This window comes from Pedococcus sp. P2_A3 (assembly GCF_056405035.1).
Genome location: NZ_JBFUCW010000013.1, coordinates 54507 through 69616, shown reverse-complemented (window position 1 = coordinate 69616; position 15110 = coordinate 54507). Strand labels below are relative to the sequence as shown.

Sequence of the window (15110 nt, the reverse complement as noted above, 5' to 3'; positions counted from 1 at the left end):
CGATGCCCATGCCCACGCCCGCCCTCGATGGCTCGACCGGCCACGACTCCGTCGCCGCGACCACCTCGGACGCTGTCGACGCCCGACCCGGCCCGGACTGGGTCCGCGACGCCGTGTTCTACCAGATCTTCCCTGAGCGCTTCGACAACGCGGACCCCTCCACGGATCCTGAGGGAGTCGTCCCCTGGGGCAGTGCGCCCACCCGCGACAACCTGATGGGGGGTGACCTGGCGGGAGTCACCGACAGGTTAGGTCACCTCCAGGCGATGGGGGTCAACGCGCTCTACCTCACGCCGGTGTTCAGCTCCTCGACCAACCACCGGTACGACGCCACGGACTACTACTCCATCGACCCTCGGCTCGGAGGCGAGGCGGCATTCAGCACGTTTCTCGAGACCGCGCACGACAAGGACATCCGGGTGCTGCTGGACGCTGTGTTCCACCATTGTGGCTACGACCACCCGTTCTTCCAGGACGTCATTGCCAACGAGGGCCAGTCGGACTACGTCAACTGGTTCCTCGTCCAGGACTTCCCGGTCACCGCGCACCCCGTCCCGAACTACCAGACCTGTTCGGGGTGCTGGTATCTGCCCAAGCTCAACGTGCAGAACCCACAGGTCCGTGAGTACCTCTTCGGGGCCGTGCAGAAGTGGATGAGCTCAGGGATCGACGGTTGGCGCCTCGACGTCCCCTACATGCTCGAGAACGAGCCGTTCTGGGAGCAGTTCCGCGCCGTGGTCAAGGGTCATGATCCGTCTCAGTACATCGTGGCCGAGGTGTGGGAGAAGGCCACCGAGTGGACGACCGGTGCGACGTCCGACGCCGCGATGAACTACCGGCTCCGGGATGCCATCCTGTCGTTCGTGTCCGAGTGGCGCGGCGGTGGCGAGTCGTTCGCCGCCGAGCTCGAGGCCATCGACACCGAGATCCCGGCCGACCGCAAGGGGCTCATGCTCAACCTCCTGGGCAGCCACGACACCGAGCGCGTGCTGACCCATGTGGGCGGTGACGTCGCAGCCGTGAAGCTCGCCTACGCCCTGCTGTTCACCGCTGAAGGCGCCCCGATGGTCTACTACGGCGACGAGGTCGGGATGGCCGGATTCAACGATCCTGACTGTCGCGGTGCGATGCTGTGGGACGAGCAGGCCTGGAACAGGGGGATCCTCGAGTGGCTGACCACGCTGGCGCGCCTGCGTCGCGAGAACATCGCCCTGCGGCGAGGCACCGAGTCGACGGTCCAAGCGACGGAAAACACGATCGTGAGGCTCCGGCACCACGAGGATGGGGACGTGCTCGTCGTGGCGAACCGCGCGAGGACCGAGGACTGCATCGCGATCCAAGGCCATTCCGGCCGTGGGGGAGTAGATCTACTGACGGGCCAACGCGTGGCGTGTGACGCCATCCGGGTGCCCGGAACGGGGGTTTCGGTTGTCAGGCTCGACTGACGGGCCCAAACGGGCATCGGCGAAGGAGGTCGCCGAAGCGGCCGGGGTCTCCCGCACGTCGGTGTCCTTCGCGTTCAACGACCCATCGCGCTTGTCCGGGGCGACGAGGGACAAGATCCTGCGCATCGCCGCCGACATCGGCTACCGCCCCGACCCGCTGGCGCGCATGCTCGTCCAAGGGCGCACCCACTCACTGGGGATCCTGCTGCCGCAGGACATCTCGCAGGCGATGGAGAACCCCTACTACGCCCAATTCCTCATTGGTGTGGGGCAGGTGTGCCACCAAGAGGGCTTCACCCTGCTGCTCGCCCCACCCCTTCGCAACTCGATGCTCGAGGCCATTCCGTATGCCGCGGTGGACGGCTTCATCGTGGCCGGGCTCGAGCGCGACCGCGGAGAGGTCGCCGAGCTGGAGCGTCGCGGCGTCCCGTTCGTGCTTGTTGACAGCGAGAGCACCGAGAACCTCCCGAGCGTCGAGGTCGACGACCGCACCGGAGCCGCCGACATGATGGCGCACCTGATCGAGCTCGGCCATCGCACCATCACGGTGCTCGCGTTCGACGCCGGGCCCGAAGCCGGACCCGACCGCGGTCCGGAGGGCTATCGGGGTCCTTTGGGGCGCAGGATGGCTGGCATCGACGACGCCCTCAAGGATGCGGGCCTCAGCCGGGAGGACGTCAGGCTCCAGGTCGTCGAGGCTCCCTGCACCCGCGGGGAGGGATACAAGGCCGGCCTGCGCATCCTCGGCGACCCGGACCGTCCGACGGCCGTGTTCGCGCTGTCCGACATCCTCGCCGCCGGTGTCCTCGACGCGGCCTACGAGCTCAAGATCGACGTGCCCACCCAGGTGTCCGTCGCTGGCTACGACGACCAGCCGGAGGCGCTCTGGTTGCGCCCGCGGCTGACGACCGTCCGTCAGCCCATCGAGGCCAAGGGACGCGTCGCGGCGGACTTCCTCGTCGCGGCTATCCGGGGAAACGCTCGGCACCCGCACCAGAAGCTACACACCTCCCTGATCGTCAGGGAGTCGACCGCCCCACCCCGGACGGCCCTCGGCGGGGCTGAGTGAGCAGAGGGGGCAGAGTCATCCGGCACACGCTTCACACGACACAGAACTCGTTTCCCTCGGGGTCGCGCAGCGTCACCGCGTAGTAGTCCGCACCGTCAGGGGCGTTGCGGTAGGCGATGCTCGCGCCCAGCCCGACCAGCCGCTCGACCTCCGCGTCGACGCTGGCCCGCCGCTCGGCATACGGCATCGCCTCGCGGCCAGGCGTGTGCCTGACGTCCACGTGCAGGCGGTTCTTGACCTCCTTGGGCTCCCGAACCTCCTGGAACCAGATGCGCGGCCGCACTCCGTCAGGGTCGACGATCGCCCCGCTGCCGGCCTCGGCGCCCACCAGCTCCTCGTCCGGGAGGCCGCCCGCGCGCCAGTAGTCGAGCCACGAGTCCCAGCCGTCGGGCGCCGGTTCGGGCACGTAGCCGAGTGCCTCGCACCAGAACGCCACCAGGCGGGCGCTGTCTTCGCAGTCGATCGTGAGGTGCCAGTTCGCCGTCATGCGGGGCAGTGTCGCACCGGGGTCCGTCAGGCGGTCGGCCCCGGGCCGGCGGCCTCGGTGAAGCGCGCCGACCACAGGCGAAGCACGTCGAGCACCTCCGGTGTGGCCTCCTCCAGCTCGAACGGCGCGTCGACCGCCCCCAGTCCGAACGCCGCCCAGCCAGGGTGCACCGCGTCCATCTCCAGCCGGCACGACGTGTCGTCGATCGGCGAGACCGTCGCCCACCGGCCGGTGCGTTTCGCCACTTGCTCTGCCGGCGCCTGGACGACCGCGCGCACGACGACGCGGGTTTCGTTGCGGGACAGTCCCTTTCGCACGTATGCCGCCGCATCGCCTCCGGGTACCTCGCGCGGCCGGAAGCGGGATCGGGTGCCCAACGGCTCGGTGAGGCGGTCGAGGCGGAACGAGCGCCAGTCCTGTCGGTCGAGGTCGTAGGCGAGCAGGTACCAGCGGCGGCCGACCGTGACGAGGCGATGCGGCTCGACGTGGCGCCGGACGGCCTCGCCGGCCCCCTGGCCGCCGCGCGCCTCGTAGGTGAACCGGATCCGCTCGGTGTCACGGGTCGCCTGGGCCACGGCCGCCAGGACGTCGGCATGCACCGCAGGCGCCTCCGAGAAGGGTGAGTCGTCCGTCACGGCCCGCAACGCCTCGGCCCGGCGGCGCAGCTTGGGCGGTAGCACCTGCACCACCTTCGACAGGGCGCTGACCGACGCCTCCGACAGTGCGCCGGCGGTGAGCTGAGCCGCGCCGTTGAGCGCCACCACCATCGCGATCGCCTCGTCCTCGTCGACGGTCAGTGGCGGCATCGTCGCGCCGGCGCCGAGCTGGTAGCCGCCCTCTACCCCACGGACGGAGTCGACGGGGTAGCCGAGCTCGCGCAGCCGCTCGACGTCACGACGCAGCGTGCGCTCCGACACCTCGAGCCGGCCGGCGAGCTCGGGCCCGGCCCAGAACCGGTGGGTCTGGAGCAGGGAGAGCAGTCGCAGCGTGCGGGAGCTGGTGTTGGCCACGCGTTCAGGATGCCCGAGATAGCGGTCAGGAAGTGGCCGGAAGCCCCCCTACCGCTCACGTCGAGCGTGCACGACACGCTGGCCGCGGGACCTCCCGGTCAGCGTGTCGTGCCCTCTCGACCCGAGGCGGGGACTGCCATCCTTCGGTGGTGCCGAACTCTCCGCAGCCCGTCACCGCGGACACCGCACGTCGCTGGACGCAGGCCCGCATGCCCGTCTGGCCGCCCTGGCTGGTCGTCGGGCTCGCCGTGGCGGGAGTGGTCCTCAGCATCGCGACCGACCACACCGTGTGCACCCCGAAGGACCCAGCGCCTGTGGCCCCGACCTGGCGTTCGCCTGGGCTGCCCCGCTCCTGGTCACCGGACTCCTGACCCTCTGGGTGTGGCCCGTTCGCGCTCGTCAGCCTCGGCGGTCTCCTTGAACCCATGATGCTGCGTCGACGCCCCGGCGGTCGGCACGCGCGCCCCGTCTGAGGGTCAGGACGTGAGCAGGTACCCGAGCCAGACCGCGGGGAGGCCGAGTCCGAGCGTGAGCGCCAGGTTGGCGGCAAACGGCTTCCACGCCCGTTCCTCGAGGAACACCCAGGTCTCGAAGGCCAGCGTGGAGAACGTCGTCAGCGCGCCACAGAACCCGATGCCCACCAACGGCACCAGCCACTCGGCCGGGTGGGGCACGCCCGCCACGAGGCCGAGGACGAACGACCCCGCGACGTTCACGACGAGTGTCCCGAGGATGGTGCCGGCGCGGGTGTGCTCGCGCGCCCACCGGTCCACGAGGAACCGCACCGGCGCACCGACCGCCGCACCCCCCAGCACCAGCAACGCGTCGGCGCCCGTCACGGACGCCGCCCGAACAGCCGTTCGCCGAGCGTGATCCCGAGACCCACCGCCACGATGCCGACGACCAGGGACCCCACGAGGTATGCCGCGGCGACGAGTCCGTGCCCCGACTGCACCAGCGCGTGGACGTCCAGCGCGTAGGACGAGAAGGTCGTCCACCCACCCAGCACCCCGACGCCGAGGAACGGTCGCAGCCACGGGTGCGGTCGGGCCATGGCGAGCACCCACACCACGAGCACCCCCATGGCGAGCGACCCCGTGACGTTGACGAGGAACGTCGACCACGCGAACGAGCCGGAGCCGTGGGGGAGCGCCAGCCCCACGGCATACCGGCCCAGGGAGCCCACCACACCACCCGCGGCGACGGCCGCGAGCAGCCCTGAGTCACCTCGGCGCACGACGTCCATCAGGAGCGCTGGGTCTCCAGGAAGTCTGCGATCCGCCCGATCGCCTCGGTGAGGACCTCGACGTCGGGGAGGGTCACGAGGCGGAAGTGGTCGGGCTCGAACCAGTTGAACCCGGTGCCATGGGTCACGAGGATCTTCTTGGCCCGCAACAGGTCGATGACGAACGCCTGGTCGTCCTCGATGGGGTAGACCTCGGGGTCGAGCCGCGGGAAGCAGTAGAGGGCGCCATGGGGCTCGACGCAGGAGACGCCGGGGATCTCGTTGAGCAGCCGCCACGCGGTCTTGCTCTGCTCGTAGAAGCGGCCGCCCGGGTGGATGTACTCCTCGATCGACTGGTAACCGCCCAGTGCCGTCTGGATCGCGTGCTGCCCGGGGACGTTGGCGCACATGCGCATGTTCGCGAGGAGCGTCAGGCCCTCGAGGAAGTCGGTGGCCAGCTCCTTGGGGCCCGAGACCATCACCCAGCCCGCGCGGTAGCCGCAGACCCGGTAGGCCTTGGACAGCCCGCTGAAGGTCAGGCAGAGCACGTCATCACCCGCGAACGTCGCGGTGTGGTGGTGGACCGGGTGGTTCACGTCGTCGGCGAACAGGATCTTCTCGTAGATCTCGTCGGACATCAGCACGAGGTTGTGGCGTCGGGCGATGTCGGCCATGCCGCGGACCACCTCGTCGCTGTAGACCGCGCCGGTGGGGTTGTTGGGGTTGATCACGACGAGCGCGTGGGTGTTCTCGGTGATCTTCGCCTCGATGTCGGCGAGGTCGGGGTTCCAGCCGTTGGACTCGTCGCACCGGTAGTGGACCGGCGTCCCCCCGGCCAGGGTGACGGCGCCCGTCCACAGCGGGTAGTCGGGCGCCGGGACGAGGATCTCGTTGCCTTCGTCGACGAACGCCGTGAGCACCATCGAGATGAGCTCGGAGACGCCGTTGCCGATGTAGATGTCGTCAACGTGCGTGTCGGTCAGCCCCCGCGACTGGTAGTAGTGCGCGACAGCGGTGCGGGCGGAGTAGATGCCTCGCGAGTCGCTGTAGCCCTGCGAGTTGGGCAGGTGGTGGACCATGTCCTGGAGGATCGCCTGCGGGGCCTCGAAGCCGAACGGCGCGGGGTTGCCGATGTTGAGCTTGAGGATCTTGTGCCCCTCGGCCTCGAGCTTCTGGGCCTCCTCGAGGATCGGCCCGCGCACGTCATAGCGGACCTGGTGGAGCTTGCGGGACTGCGTGATGCGGCGCACGGGTTCAGTCTCCCAGCACTTCGACCGTCGTCACGACGGTGGTCACCCCCGGGCGAGTCGGTGTCGAGCTGAACCCGAACCGACACGGCGGGTCGACGTCGGCGAGCTGGCCCAGCGGGACGCCCCGCCAAGCGCCCGCGAGACTCGTCACCGCGTGCAGGTCGGTGGCGCCGTACCACTCGCGCCGGCCCTCCAGCGCCGTGCCCCGGGTGCGCACGCCGCGCATGACGACCCGGGCGACGGGGTCGATGACGGTGGCCCAGGCCGGCGCGGCGGCCACTCGGCGCGGGACGGCGCGCAGGAGCCAGCCGAGCGGCATACGAGCTCCCAGGGCCAGGTATGCCGTGAGGTGCCCGTCTGCGTAGACGTCCCAGCCGTCCGCGGTCACCGCGACGGAGACCGGGGTGGTGCACACCTCGTCGAACGCGTAGGTCTGCTGGACGAAGTCGGCGACCGCGGCAGTCGGTGCGAGGAGCGTCCGGCGGCCCGAGGGGTCCTCCACCATGACGTCGGCGAACGATCCGAGGGGTGAGTCGTCCCACCGCCCCACGACGAACCGCACGCCGCTGGTCGAGCCGACCCCGGCGATGGCGCCCGTGAAACGAAGTCGCTGCACGGGCGCCAGCCTGACAGGTGCGGGTGGCCAGCGGGTGGTCGGTCCACCGCTGGACGGCGGGCGGTGCCGTGGTCCGGTGTCGTCAGTGGGTCGGCTTGGTGAACGCGAGGGCGGCCACCACGCCGATGAGCAGCACGGCCGCGGGCAGCAGCAACGTCTGTGACATCGCGGTGGCGAAGCCGTCCGCGATCTGCGGCGGGAGCTTCACCCCGGCCGTGCGCTGCGACATGTCCTGCGGCATGCCGGGCAGGTTGGCGGTGAGCCGGGCCTCGATGAGGGCGGCGATGGCAGCGCTGCCGAGGACGGCCCCGACCTGCCGGGTGGTGTTGTAGATGCCCGAACCGGCCCCGGCCGACGACAGTGGCAGGTTGCGGGTGGCGGTCGCCGCCAGCGGCGCCCACATGAACGCGTTGGCCACCCCCATGAGAGCCATCGGGAGCAGCAGCAGCCAGGTCTTGCTGTCGACCGTGGTGACCCGGCTGAGCCAGAAGAGCGAGGCCGAGCAGAGCGCGAGGCCGAAGGCCGTGATGGTCCGCGGGTGCATGCGGTCGGTCAGCTTGCCGGCCACCGGTGCCAGGGCGCCGGACAGGACGGCCATCGGGACCAGCAGCAGCGCCGACTTGGTCGGCGTCATGCCACGCACCACCTGCGCGTAGAGCATGAACGGGAAGGCCATGCCGGTGATGGAGAATCCGACTGCGCTGATCGCGATGTTGGAGAGGGAGAAGTTGCGGTCGCGGAACAGGCCAAGGGGCACCAGCGGCTCGGTGCGGATCCGGCTCTGCCAGAAGATGAAGAGGCCGAAGATGAGCAGGCCGGCGATGATCAGCAAGGGCACCGAGAGGAAGCCGGTGATCTGGCCCCAGTTGTAGGTCTCGCCCTCCTGGATGCCGAAGACGAGCAGGAACATCCCGACCGCCGAGAGCGCGACGCCGGCCCAGTCGAAGGTGTGGCTGTGGGTCTCGAGCCTGGGCACGAGGCGCATCGCGAGGACGAAGGCGACGATGCCGATCGGCACGTTGATGAAGAAGATCCACTCCCACCCGGGGCCGTCGACGAGCAGGCCGCCGAGCAGCGGGCCGACCAGGATCGCGACGCCGGCGGTGGCGCCCCACAGCGACATCGCCTGGCCGCGGGACGCGGCCGGGAAGGTGCGGGTGATCACCGCCATCGTCTGCGGGGTCATCATCGAGGCGCCCAGCCCCTGCACCACGCGGGCGATGATGAGCATCTCGATGCTGCCGGTCAGGCCACACCACAGGGAGGCGACCGTGAACAGCGCCAGACCCGCGAGGTAGACGTACTTCGGTCCGATCCGGTCGCCGAGCCGGCCGGTGATGAGCAACGGCACGGCATACGCGAGCAGGTAGGCGGAGGTGACCCAGATGACGCTGTTCACGTCGGAGTCGAGGCCCTTCATGATCGCGGGCGTCGCCACCGACACGATCGTGGAGTCGACGAGGATCATGAAGAACCCGATCACCATGGCCCACAAGGCCGGCCAGGGGCGGTAGTCGGCGGGGAGGTCGGTCCTCAGGGTTGTGGGTGCGGCCATGGCAGGTCGCCTTTCTCGAGTCGGGTGATGAAGCCGTTGATCCAGTCCTGCTGGGCGACCGTCATGTGGCGGATGTAGTCGGCGGTGATCCAGTACGCCTCGGCCACCTCGCGGGCCCTGGCCTTGTCGACGAGGCAGTCGATGTCGGACAGCTCACGCTCGATGACCTCGAGGTGGTCGCGGAGGTCGGCGCAGACGGCGCTCGCAGGGGCGTTGTGCGCTTCCGCCAGGGCGAGGGCGAAGGTCGGGAACTCGTTGACCGGCTCGCGCAGGATCTCCCGGATGCGGGTGACCAGCGCCGTCCGGCCGGTGTCGGTGATGGCGTAGGTGGTGCGCTCGGGGCGGTTGCCCTCCCGGCCGGTGCCGGTGGCCTCGGCCATCCCGTCGGCGGTCAGCCGGTCGACGGTGCGGTAGAGCGACCCCGGGGTCACGCGGACGATGCGGTCCTCGTGGCGGTCCAGCAGCAGCTGGTACATCTCGTAGGGGTGCATCGAGCGCTCGTTGAGCAGGGCGAGGGCGGCTATCGCGAGCGGGGTGAGCGTCATGCGATGCACTCCCTTCGCTGGTCGATCCGACCGGCCGGCCCGGCTGCGGGTCGGTCTCACGTGTTCCGGCCGAAATATTCCACGCGGAATATAGGACCCGATCCCGACGGTCGTCAATCCACTGCGCCCGTCGATCCACTGCGCACGTCAGTCCACTGCGCACGTCGAACCACTGCGCGCCGGGGCCGCTCGGGTCACGCTGGTCCGAGGAACGCCCGCCGGGGTGACGCGCGCTCCTTCGCCGGTCCGCCACGCAGGCCCTAGGCTCCGGTCCATGGCTCCCACGTCGGACCTCGGCGAACTCGAGGTCGAGCTCAGCCGGCTGCTCCGTCGCGCGCGCAGCGCCCAGCAGCGCACCGCCGCCGAGGTGCACCCCGACCTCGACTCCGCCGGGTATGCCGTGCTGGTGGCCGTGCGCGACCTGGCCGCCGCCGGGGGTGGCGCCCGGGGTGGCGACATCTCCGACGTGCTCGGCCTGCACAAGTCGACGACGAGCCGGAACCTCACGACGCTCGAGGAGCTCGGGCTGGTGGAGCGGATCCCCGACCCGGCCGATGCGCGTGCCCGGCAGGTGCGACTCACCCTCGCGGGGTCCGAGGCGCTCGACCGGACCGTGGCGGGGCGCAAGGAGCGGCTGCGGGCCCGGCTGGCGAGCTGGGACCCCCAGGACGTCACCGACCTGGCTCGGCTGCTGCGCCTGCTCAACGACACCGCCCCCTGAGTCACCCCCGTATCGGGTCGACGTTCTGGGGTGAAGCCAGCCCCGAACCCGATTCCCGCGCCTCCCGCAATGAAGTTGCGTGTAGCAACTAACTGAGGTTATGGTTGTGTTCTGCAACCAAAGGAACGTCCATGACCACCCTCGCCACCGAGACCCGCACCAGCCCGCACCACGCGACCGACGAGGTCGTCTCGGCGCTGTCGAGCCTGATCCGCGCCAGCCGCTCGATCGCCCGCCAGCGCCAGGCGCAGCTCGGCGCCTCGGGAACGCCCCTGGCGATCCTCAAGGTGCTCGCCACCCAGCCCGGGGAGGACCGACCCGGCGACCTGGCCCACGCCACCGGCGTGGCGCCCTCGGTCGTCAGCCGGGCCCTGACCCGCCTCGAGGAGGACGGCCTGGTGGTCCGCCGCAAGGACGCCGAGGACGCTCGGGCCTGCCACATCAGCCTCACCGACGAGGGCCGCTCCCAGCTGGCCACGATCTCCGACCAGTACGCGGCTCTCCTCGACGACGCGCTGTCCGAGCTCACCGACGACGACGTCGGGCGCCTCCCGCGCCTGCTCCGCACCCTGGAGCAGGCACTGCGACGGGCCGGCGAGCGGGCCGCGCCCCTGCGGCATACCTCGCTCGCGCCGAGCCTCGCCGAGGCCATCGCGCACGACGACACCACCACCCCGACCACTCACCCGATCCCCGCCACCGAGAGTCTTTGATGTCAACCACCTCCGCACCCGCCCCCGCCCTCGCGCAGGCAGTCGTCACACCCTCCGTCGACATCGGCGAGATGTCACACCGCCAGATCCTCGAGGCGATGACCGGACTGCTCGCGGGCCTCTTCACGGCCATGCTCAGCAGCACCATCGTCTCGACCGCCCTCCCGACCATCATCGGTGACCTGCGCGGCACCCAACGGCAGTACACCTGGGTGATCACCGCGTCGCTGCTCGCGACCACCGTCAGCACGCCGATCTGGGGCAAGCTCTCCGACCTGTTCAGCAAGAAGCTGCTCGTGCAGCTGTCGTTGCTCGTCTTCGTGGCGGGGTCCATCGCCGCTGGCCTGTCGCACTCGGTGGGCTTCCTCATCGCCTGCCGCGTGGTGCAGGGACTCGGCATGGGCGGCCTGACCGCGCTGACCCAGTCGATCATGGGGGCGATGATCGCCCCGCGCCAGCGAGGTCGGTATGCCGGCTACATGGGTGCCGTGATGGCCGTCGCCACCGTGAGCGGCCCCCTGCTCGGTGGCCTCATCGTCGACAGCAGCCTCGGGTGGCGCTGGACCTTCTACGTCTGCATCCCGCTGGCCCTCATCGCACTGTTCGTCCTCCAGGCGACCCTGCACATCACGACGCCGAAGCGCACACCGAAGATCGACTACCTCGGTGCGGCCCTCATCGCGGTCACCGCGTCCCTGCCGCTGCTGTGGGTCACCTTTGCCGGCAACGACTTCCCGTGGTGGTCGGCCCAGACGGTCTGGTACCTCGGCGGCACCCTCGTCGCGCTGGCGCTGACCCTCGTCGTCGAGCTGCGCGCCGCCGAGCCGATCATCCCGATCCGGCTGCTCAAGAACGCCACCGCCGGTCTGGTCGTCGTCGCCAGTGCCGCGGTCGGTGTGGCGATGTTCGGCGGCACGACCTTCCTCACGCAGTACTTCCAGATCTCCCGGGACTACAGCCCGACGCACGCCGGCCTGCTGACCATCCCGCTGATGGCCTCCTTGCTGCTGTCGTCCACCGTCGGTGGCCAGATCGTGAGCCGGACGGGTCGCTGGAAGGGCATCATCATCGGCGGAGCGGTCTTCCTCGTGGCCGGCACCGCCTGGCTGGGCCGGATCGACCACCTCACCCCGATGTGGCAGATCGGCCTCGCCATGGCCCTGATGGGCTTCGGCATGGGGGCGATGATGCAGAACCTCGTGCTCGCCGTGCAGAACTCCGTGGACGTCAGCAACATCGGCGCGGCGTCGGCCACCATCGCGTTCTTCCGCACCCTCGGCGGCGCGATCGGCGTCTCGGTGCTCGGGGCCATCCTGGCCAACGGGGTCCGGGACGACATCACGGCCGGACTGGCCCAGCTCGGCCCCAAGGCTGCGGCTGCCGCGCAGTCCGGCGGTGGCACCGGCACCCTCGACATCAAGGACATGCCGGCGCCGATCGGCCAGATCGTCCGGGCTGCCTACGGCGACGCCACGGGTCACATCTTCCTGATCAGCGCGGTGTTCGCGGTCGTGGCGCTGCTGGCCGTGCTCTTCGTCAAGGAGGTGCCGCTGCGCACGACCGTCTCGATGACCGAGGAGGTCACGGCAGCGGTCACGACCGGCACCGGCACGGCTGACGTCTCCGAGCACGTGCTGACCGGTGACGTACTGACCGGTGACGTGGAGACCGCCGCAGCACAGCGCTAGGCCATGCCCTCAGTGAGCGTCAACCGACACCTCGGCGACGGCCGAGGGTCGGTTGCCGCTCACTCGGCGCAGCCGCGGCGGTGGGTCGCGTGACGAGGGCCACGGGCCGCGCCGGTTCCCGGGCTACCGATCGGTAACTAGGCTCGCCACCATGACGACGCTCTCCGGCAAGACCATCATCATGTCCGGCGGCAGCAGGGGCATCGGCCTGGCCATCGCCGTGCGCGCGGCCCGCGACGGGGCGAACGTCGCGCTGATCGCCAAGACCGACAAGCCCGATCCGCGCCTGGCCGGGACGATCCACACCGCTGCCGAGGCCATCGAGGCAGCCGGCGGCCACGCCCTGCCGATCGTGGGCGACGTGCGCGACGACGACCTGCTCCTGGCGGCGGTGGAGAAGACGGCCGCCCAGTTCGGCGGGATCGACATCGTGGTCAACAACGCCAGCGTCCTCAACCTCAGCCCCACCGCCCAGCTCGAGCCCAAGCGTTACGACCTCATGCAGGACATCAACGTCCGGGGCACCTTCATGCTGACGCGCGCGGCGATCCCGCACCTGCTGGCCAGCCCCGACCCGAAGGTCCTCACGCTCTCGCCGCCGATCAACCTCGACCCGCGCTGGTTCGCCGGCCACCCGGCATACACGATGGCGAAGTATGGGATGACGTTGGCAGCACTGGGTTTCGCGCACGAGCTCGGCCAGAAGGGGGTCTCGTCGACCTGTCTGTGGCCCGCGACGCTGGTGGCGACCGACGCGATCGGCAACCTCCCGGGCGGCGACCAGATGGTCAAGGTCAGCCGCAAGCCGGAGATCGTCGCCGACGCGGCCTACGAGGTGCTCACCACCGACGGCCAGGGCCTCAACGGCCAGACCCTCATCGACGAGGACCTCTTGCGGGCCCGCGGGGTCACCGACTTCGCGGCCTACTCCATGACCGGCAAGGACGAGGGCCTCGCGCCCGACATCTTCCTCAGCTGACGCCTTCGGCGGTATGCCGCGGCGCCGGCTTCGCGCTGACCCGCCCAGGCTGCACTCCTCAGAGCTCCTGGAGCCGGCCGTCCTCGACATGCCACCGGCGGGTTGCGTTGACGTCAGCCAACATCCGGCGGTCATGGGTGACGAGCAGGACCGTCCCGCCGAACGAGTCGAGGGCTTGCTCCAGCTGCTCGATGGCCGGCAGGTCGAGGTGGTTGGTGGGTTCGTCCAGGACGAGCAGGTTGACCTCGCGCGCCTGGAGCAGCGCGAGCGCGGCGCGGGTGCGTTCGCCGGGTGAGAGCGAGTCGGCGGCGCGGTGGACGTGCTCGGCGCCGAGACCGAACTTCGCGAGGAGGGTGCGCACCTCGGCGTCCGGCCAGTCGGGGAGGGCGTCGCCGAACGCGCGGGCGAGGGTCTGTGGCCCCACGAACAACCCACGCGCCTGGTCGACCTCCCCGACGCGCACCGAGGAGCCCAGCCCGGCCGTCCCCTCGTCGACGGGCACGGTGCCGAGCAGCATCCCCAGCAGGGTGGTCTTGCCCGAGCCGTTGGCCCCGGTGACCACGACGCGGTCCGCCCAGTCCACCTGCACGTCGACCGGTCCGAGGGTGAAGTCGCCGCGACGGACCACGGCGTGCGAGGCCGAGGCCACGACGGTGCCGGACCGTGGCGCGGCGGCGATGGTCATCCGCAGCTCCCACTCCCTGCGAGGCTCCTCGACCTCCTCGAGCCGCTCGATCATCCGCTCCGTCTGCCGGGCCTTGGCCGCCTGCTTCTCGGCCGACTCGGCCCGGAACGCCGGGATGAACTTGTCGTTGTCGGTCTTCTTCCGTCGCGCGTTGCGAACCCCCACGGTCATCCAGTTCCGCTGCGTGACGGCGCGCTGCTCGAGGCGGGTGCGGGTGCCGGCGTACTCCTCATAGGCCTCCCTCGCGTGCCGCCTCGCGACCTCGCGCTCGGCCAGGTAGCTGTCGTAGCCTCCCTCGTAGACCGCCACCTGCTGCTGGGCGAGGTCGAGCTCGACGACGCGGGTGACGGTGCGGGCGAGGAACTCGCGGTCATGGCTGATGATCACCGCCGGACTGCGCAGACCCGCGACGAACTGCTCGAGGCGCGCGAGGCCGTCGAGGTCGAGGTCATTGGTCGGCTCGTCGAGCAGCAACACGTCGTAGCGCGAGAGCAGGAGGGCGGCGAGTCCCGCTCGAGCCGCCTGCCCACCCGACAGCGCGGTCATCGGGGTCTCGACGTCCACGCCGAGTCCGAGCCCGGCGAGGGTCACGGCGGCGCGTTCCTCGAGGTCCGCGCCACCCAGCGCGAGCCACGACTCCAGCGCCGCGGCATACCTGTCGTCGGCGCCCGGGCCGCCGTCGCCGAGGGCGTGGGCGGCGTCGTTCATCTCGGCCTCGGCAGCACTGACCCCCGTGCGGCGCGCGATGAAGCCGGCCACGGTCTCGCCGACCCGGCGCTCGGGCTCCTGCGGCAGGTGCCCGACGGAGGCGGTCGGGGGGCTCAGTGTGACCGTGCCCTGCTCGGGTTCGAGCTCGCCGGCCAGCAGTCGCAGGAGGGTGGACTTGCCGGCGCCGTTCGCTCCGACGAGCCCGACGATGTCACCCGCGCCCACGACGAGGTCGAGCCCCGAGAAGAGTGCGCGCGCGCCGTGGCCGGCGGCGAGGTCGGTGGCCTTGAGGGTTGCGCTCATGTCGGGGGCGACGCTACCCGTCGTCAACCTCTCGTTGACACAGGTTTCTGTGGGCCGACCCCGCCGTTTGCCGACCTGCCGCGGCACGGGGTTGTGGGATGGGCGCGGGCG

General features: G+C 70.5%; 16 protein-coding genes. 7 read left to right on the top strand and 9 right to left on the bottom strand.

The annotated features are described in order from the left end of the window. The first annotated feature begins 2 nt into the window (after positions 1 to 2). The gene (locus AC1DX8_RS11890) at positions 3 to 1445 is read left to right on the top strand and encodes a glycoside hydrolase family 13 protein (RefSeq protein WP_477630135.1); all 1443 of its coding nucleotides are present in this window, start codon (positions 3 to 5) and stop codon (positions 1443 to 1445) included. Next, positions 1429 to 2514 carry a LacI family DNA-binding transcriptional regulator gene (locus AC1DX8_RS11885; protein ID WP_477630134.1) on the top strand — a complete coding sequence of 362 codons (1086 nt, stop codon included), beginning with the start codon at positions 1429 to 1431 and terminating at the stop codon, positions 2512 to 2514. The genes AC1DX8_RS11890 and AC1DX8_RS11885 overlap by 17 nt, the downstream gene beginning before the upstream one ends. Positions 2515 to 2545: 31 nt before the next feature. On the opposite strand, the gene AC1DX8_RS11880 is transcribed toward AC1DX8_RS11885, so the two are convergent. Continuing rightward, positions 2546 to 3001 carry a VOC family protein gene (locus tag AC1DX8_RS11880; protein WP_477630133.1) on the bottom strand — a complete coding sequence of 152 codons (456 nt, stop codon included), beginning with the start codon at positions 2999 to 3001 and terminating at the stop codon, positions 2546 to 2548. A gap of 26 nt (positions 3002 to 3027) precedes the next feature. Then, entirely contained in the window at positions 3028 to 4011 is a 984-nt protein-coding gene (locus AC1DX8_RS11875; RefSeq protein WP_477630132.1) for a helix-turn-helix transcriptional regulator, read from the bottom strand. 149 nt (positions 4012 to 4160) lie between these two features. Between AC1DX8_RS11875 and AC1DX8_RS11870 the strand changes: the two genes are divergently transcribed. After that, positions 4161 to 4382: a hypothetical protein gene (locus AC1DX8_RS11870; protein ID WP_477630131.1), complete on the top strand. Its 222-nt coding sequence runs from the start codon at positions 4161 to 4163 to the stop codon at positions 4380 to 4382. Positions 4383 to 4487: 105 nt separating this feature from the next. Here AC1DX8_RS11870 and AC1DX8_RS11865 read toward each other — a convergent pair whose 3' ends face one another. The 6 genes from AC1DX8_RS11865 to AC1DX8_RS11840 all read right to left on the bottom strand — a co-directional run bounded on the left by AC1DX8_RS11865 (position 4488) and on the right by AC1DX8_RS11840 (position 9202). Continuing rightward, a complete protein-coding gene (locus AC1DX8_RS11865) occupies positions 4488 to 4850 on the bottom strand; it encodes a fluoride efflux transporter FluC (RefSeq protein ID WP_477630130.1) in 363 nt (120 codons plus the stop codon). Then, positions 4847 to 5248, bottom strand: a complete 402-nt coding sequence (locus AC1DX8_RS11860; RefSeq protein WP_477630129.1) for a fluoride efflux transporter FluC — start codon at positions 5246 to 5248, stop codon at positions 4847 to 4849. The genes AC1DX8_RS11865 and AC1DX8_RS11860 overlap by 4 nt, the downstream gene beginning before the upstream one ends. Positions 5249 to 5256: 8 nt before the next feature. Then, positions 5257 to 6486 (bottom strand): pyridoxal phosphate-dependent aminotransferase, encoded by a 1230-nt coding sequence (locus tag AC1DX8_RS11855; protein WP_477630128.1) that lies wholly within the window; start codon positions 6484 to 6486, stop codon positions 5257 to 5259. A gap of 4 nt (positions 6487 to 6490) precedes the next feature. Beyond that, complete coding sequence (locus AC1DX8_RS11850; protein WP_477630127.1) at positions 6491 to 7102, bottom strand: hypothetical protein; 612 nt, start codon at positions 7100 to 7102, stop codon at positions 6491 to 6493. 82 nt (positions 7103 to 7184) lie between these two features. After that, a complete protein-coding gene (locus AC1DX8_RS11845; RefSeq protein ID WP_477630126.1) occupies positions 7185 to 8657 on the bottom strand; it encodes a DHA2 family efflux MFS transporter permease subunit in 1473 nt (490 codons plus the stop codon). Beyond that, positions 8636 to 9202: a PadR family transcriptional regulator gene (locus tag AC1DX8_RS11840; protein WP_477630125.1), complete on the bottom strand. Its 567-nt coding sequence runs from the start codon at positions 9200 to 9202 to the stop codon at positions 8636 to 8638. Before AC1DX8_RS11840 ends, AC1DX8_RS11845 begins: the two co-directional genes overlap by 22 nt. Positions 9203 to 9476: 274 nt before the next feature. On the opposite strand from AC1DX8_RS11840, the gene AC1DX8_RS11835 reads away from it, so the two are divergent. The 4 genes from AC1DX8_RS11835 to AC1DX8_RS11820 all read left to right on the top strand — a co-directional run bounded on the left by AC1DX8_RS11835 (position 9477) and on the right by AC1DX8_RS11820 (position 13303). Further along, the gene (locus tag AC1DX8_RS11835; RefSeq protein ID WP_477630124.1) at positions 9477 to 9923 is read left to right on the top strand and encodes a MarR family winged helix-turn-helix transcriptional regulator; all 447 of its coding nucleotides are present in this window, start codon (positions 9477 to 9479) and stop codon (positions 9921 to 9923) included. 131 nt (positions 9924 to 10054) lie between these two features. Next, positions 10055 to 10636 (top strand): MarR family winged helix-turn-helix transcriptional regulator, encoded by a 582-nt coding sequence (locus AC1DX8_RS11830; protein ID WP_477630123.1) that lies wholly within the window; start codon positions 10055 to 10057, stop codon positions 10634 to 10636. Next, positions 10636 to 12324 (top strand): MFS transporter, encoded by a 1689-nt coding sequence (locus tag AC1DX8_RS11825; protein ID WP_477630122.1) that lies wholly within the window; start codon positions 10636 to 10638, stop codon positions 12322 to 12324. Before AC1DX8_RS11830 ends, AC1DX8_RS11825 begins: the two co-directional genes overlap by 1 nt. A gap of 151 nt (positions 12325 to 12475) precedes the next feature. Next, on the top strand, positions 12476 to 13303 hold the full coding sequence (locus AC1DX8_RS11820) for an SDR family oxidoreductase (RefSeq protein ID WP_477630121.1): 828 nt from the start codon (positions 12476 to 12478) through the stop codon (positions 13301 to 13303). A 58-nt stretch (positions 13304 to 13361) separates the two neighbouring features. Here AC1DX8_RS11820 and AC1DX8_RS11815 read toward each other — a convergent pair whose 3' ends face one another. Beyond that, positions 13362 to 14999 (bottom strand): ABC-F family ATP-binding cassette domain-containing protein, encoded by a 1638-nt coding sequence (locus AC1DX8_RS11815; protein ID WP_477630120.1) that lies wholly within the window; start codon positions 14997 to 14999, stop codon positions 13362 to 13364. Positions 15000 to 15110 lie beyond the last annotated feature (111 nt).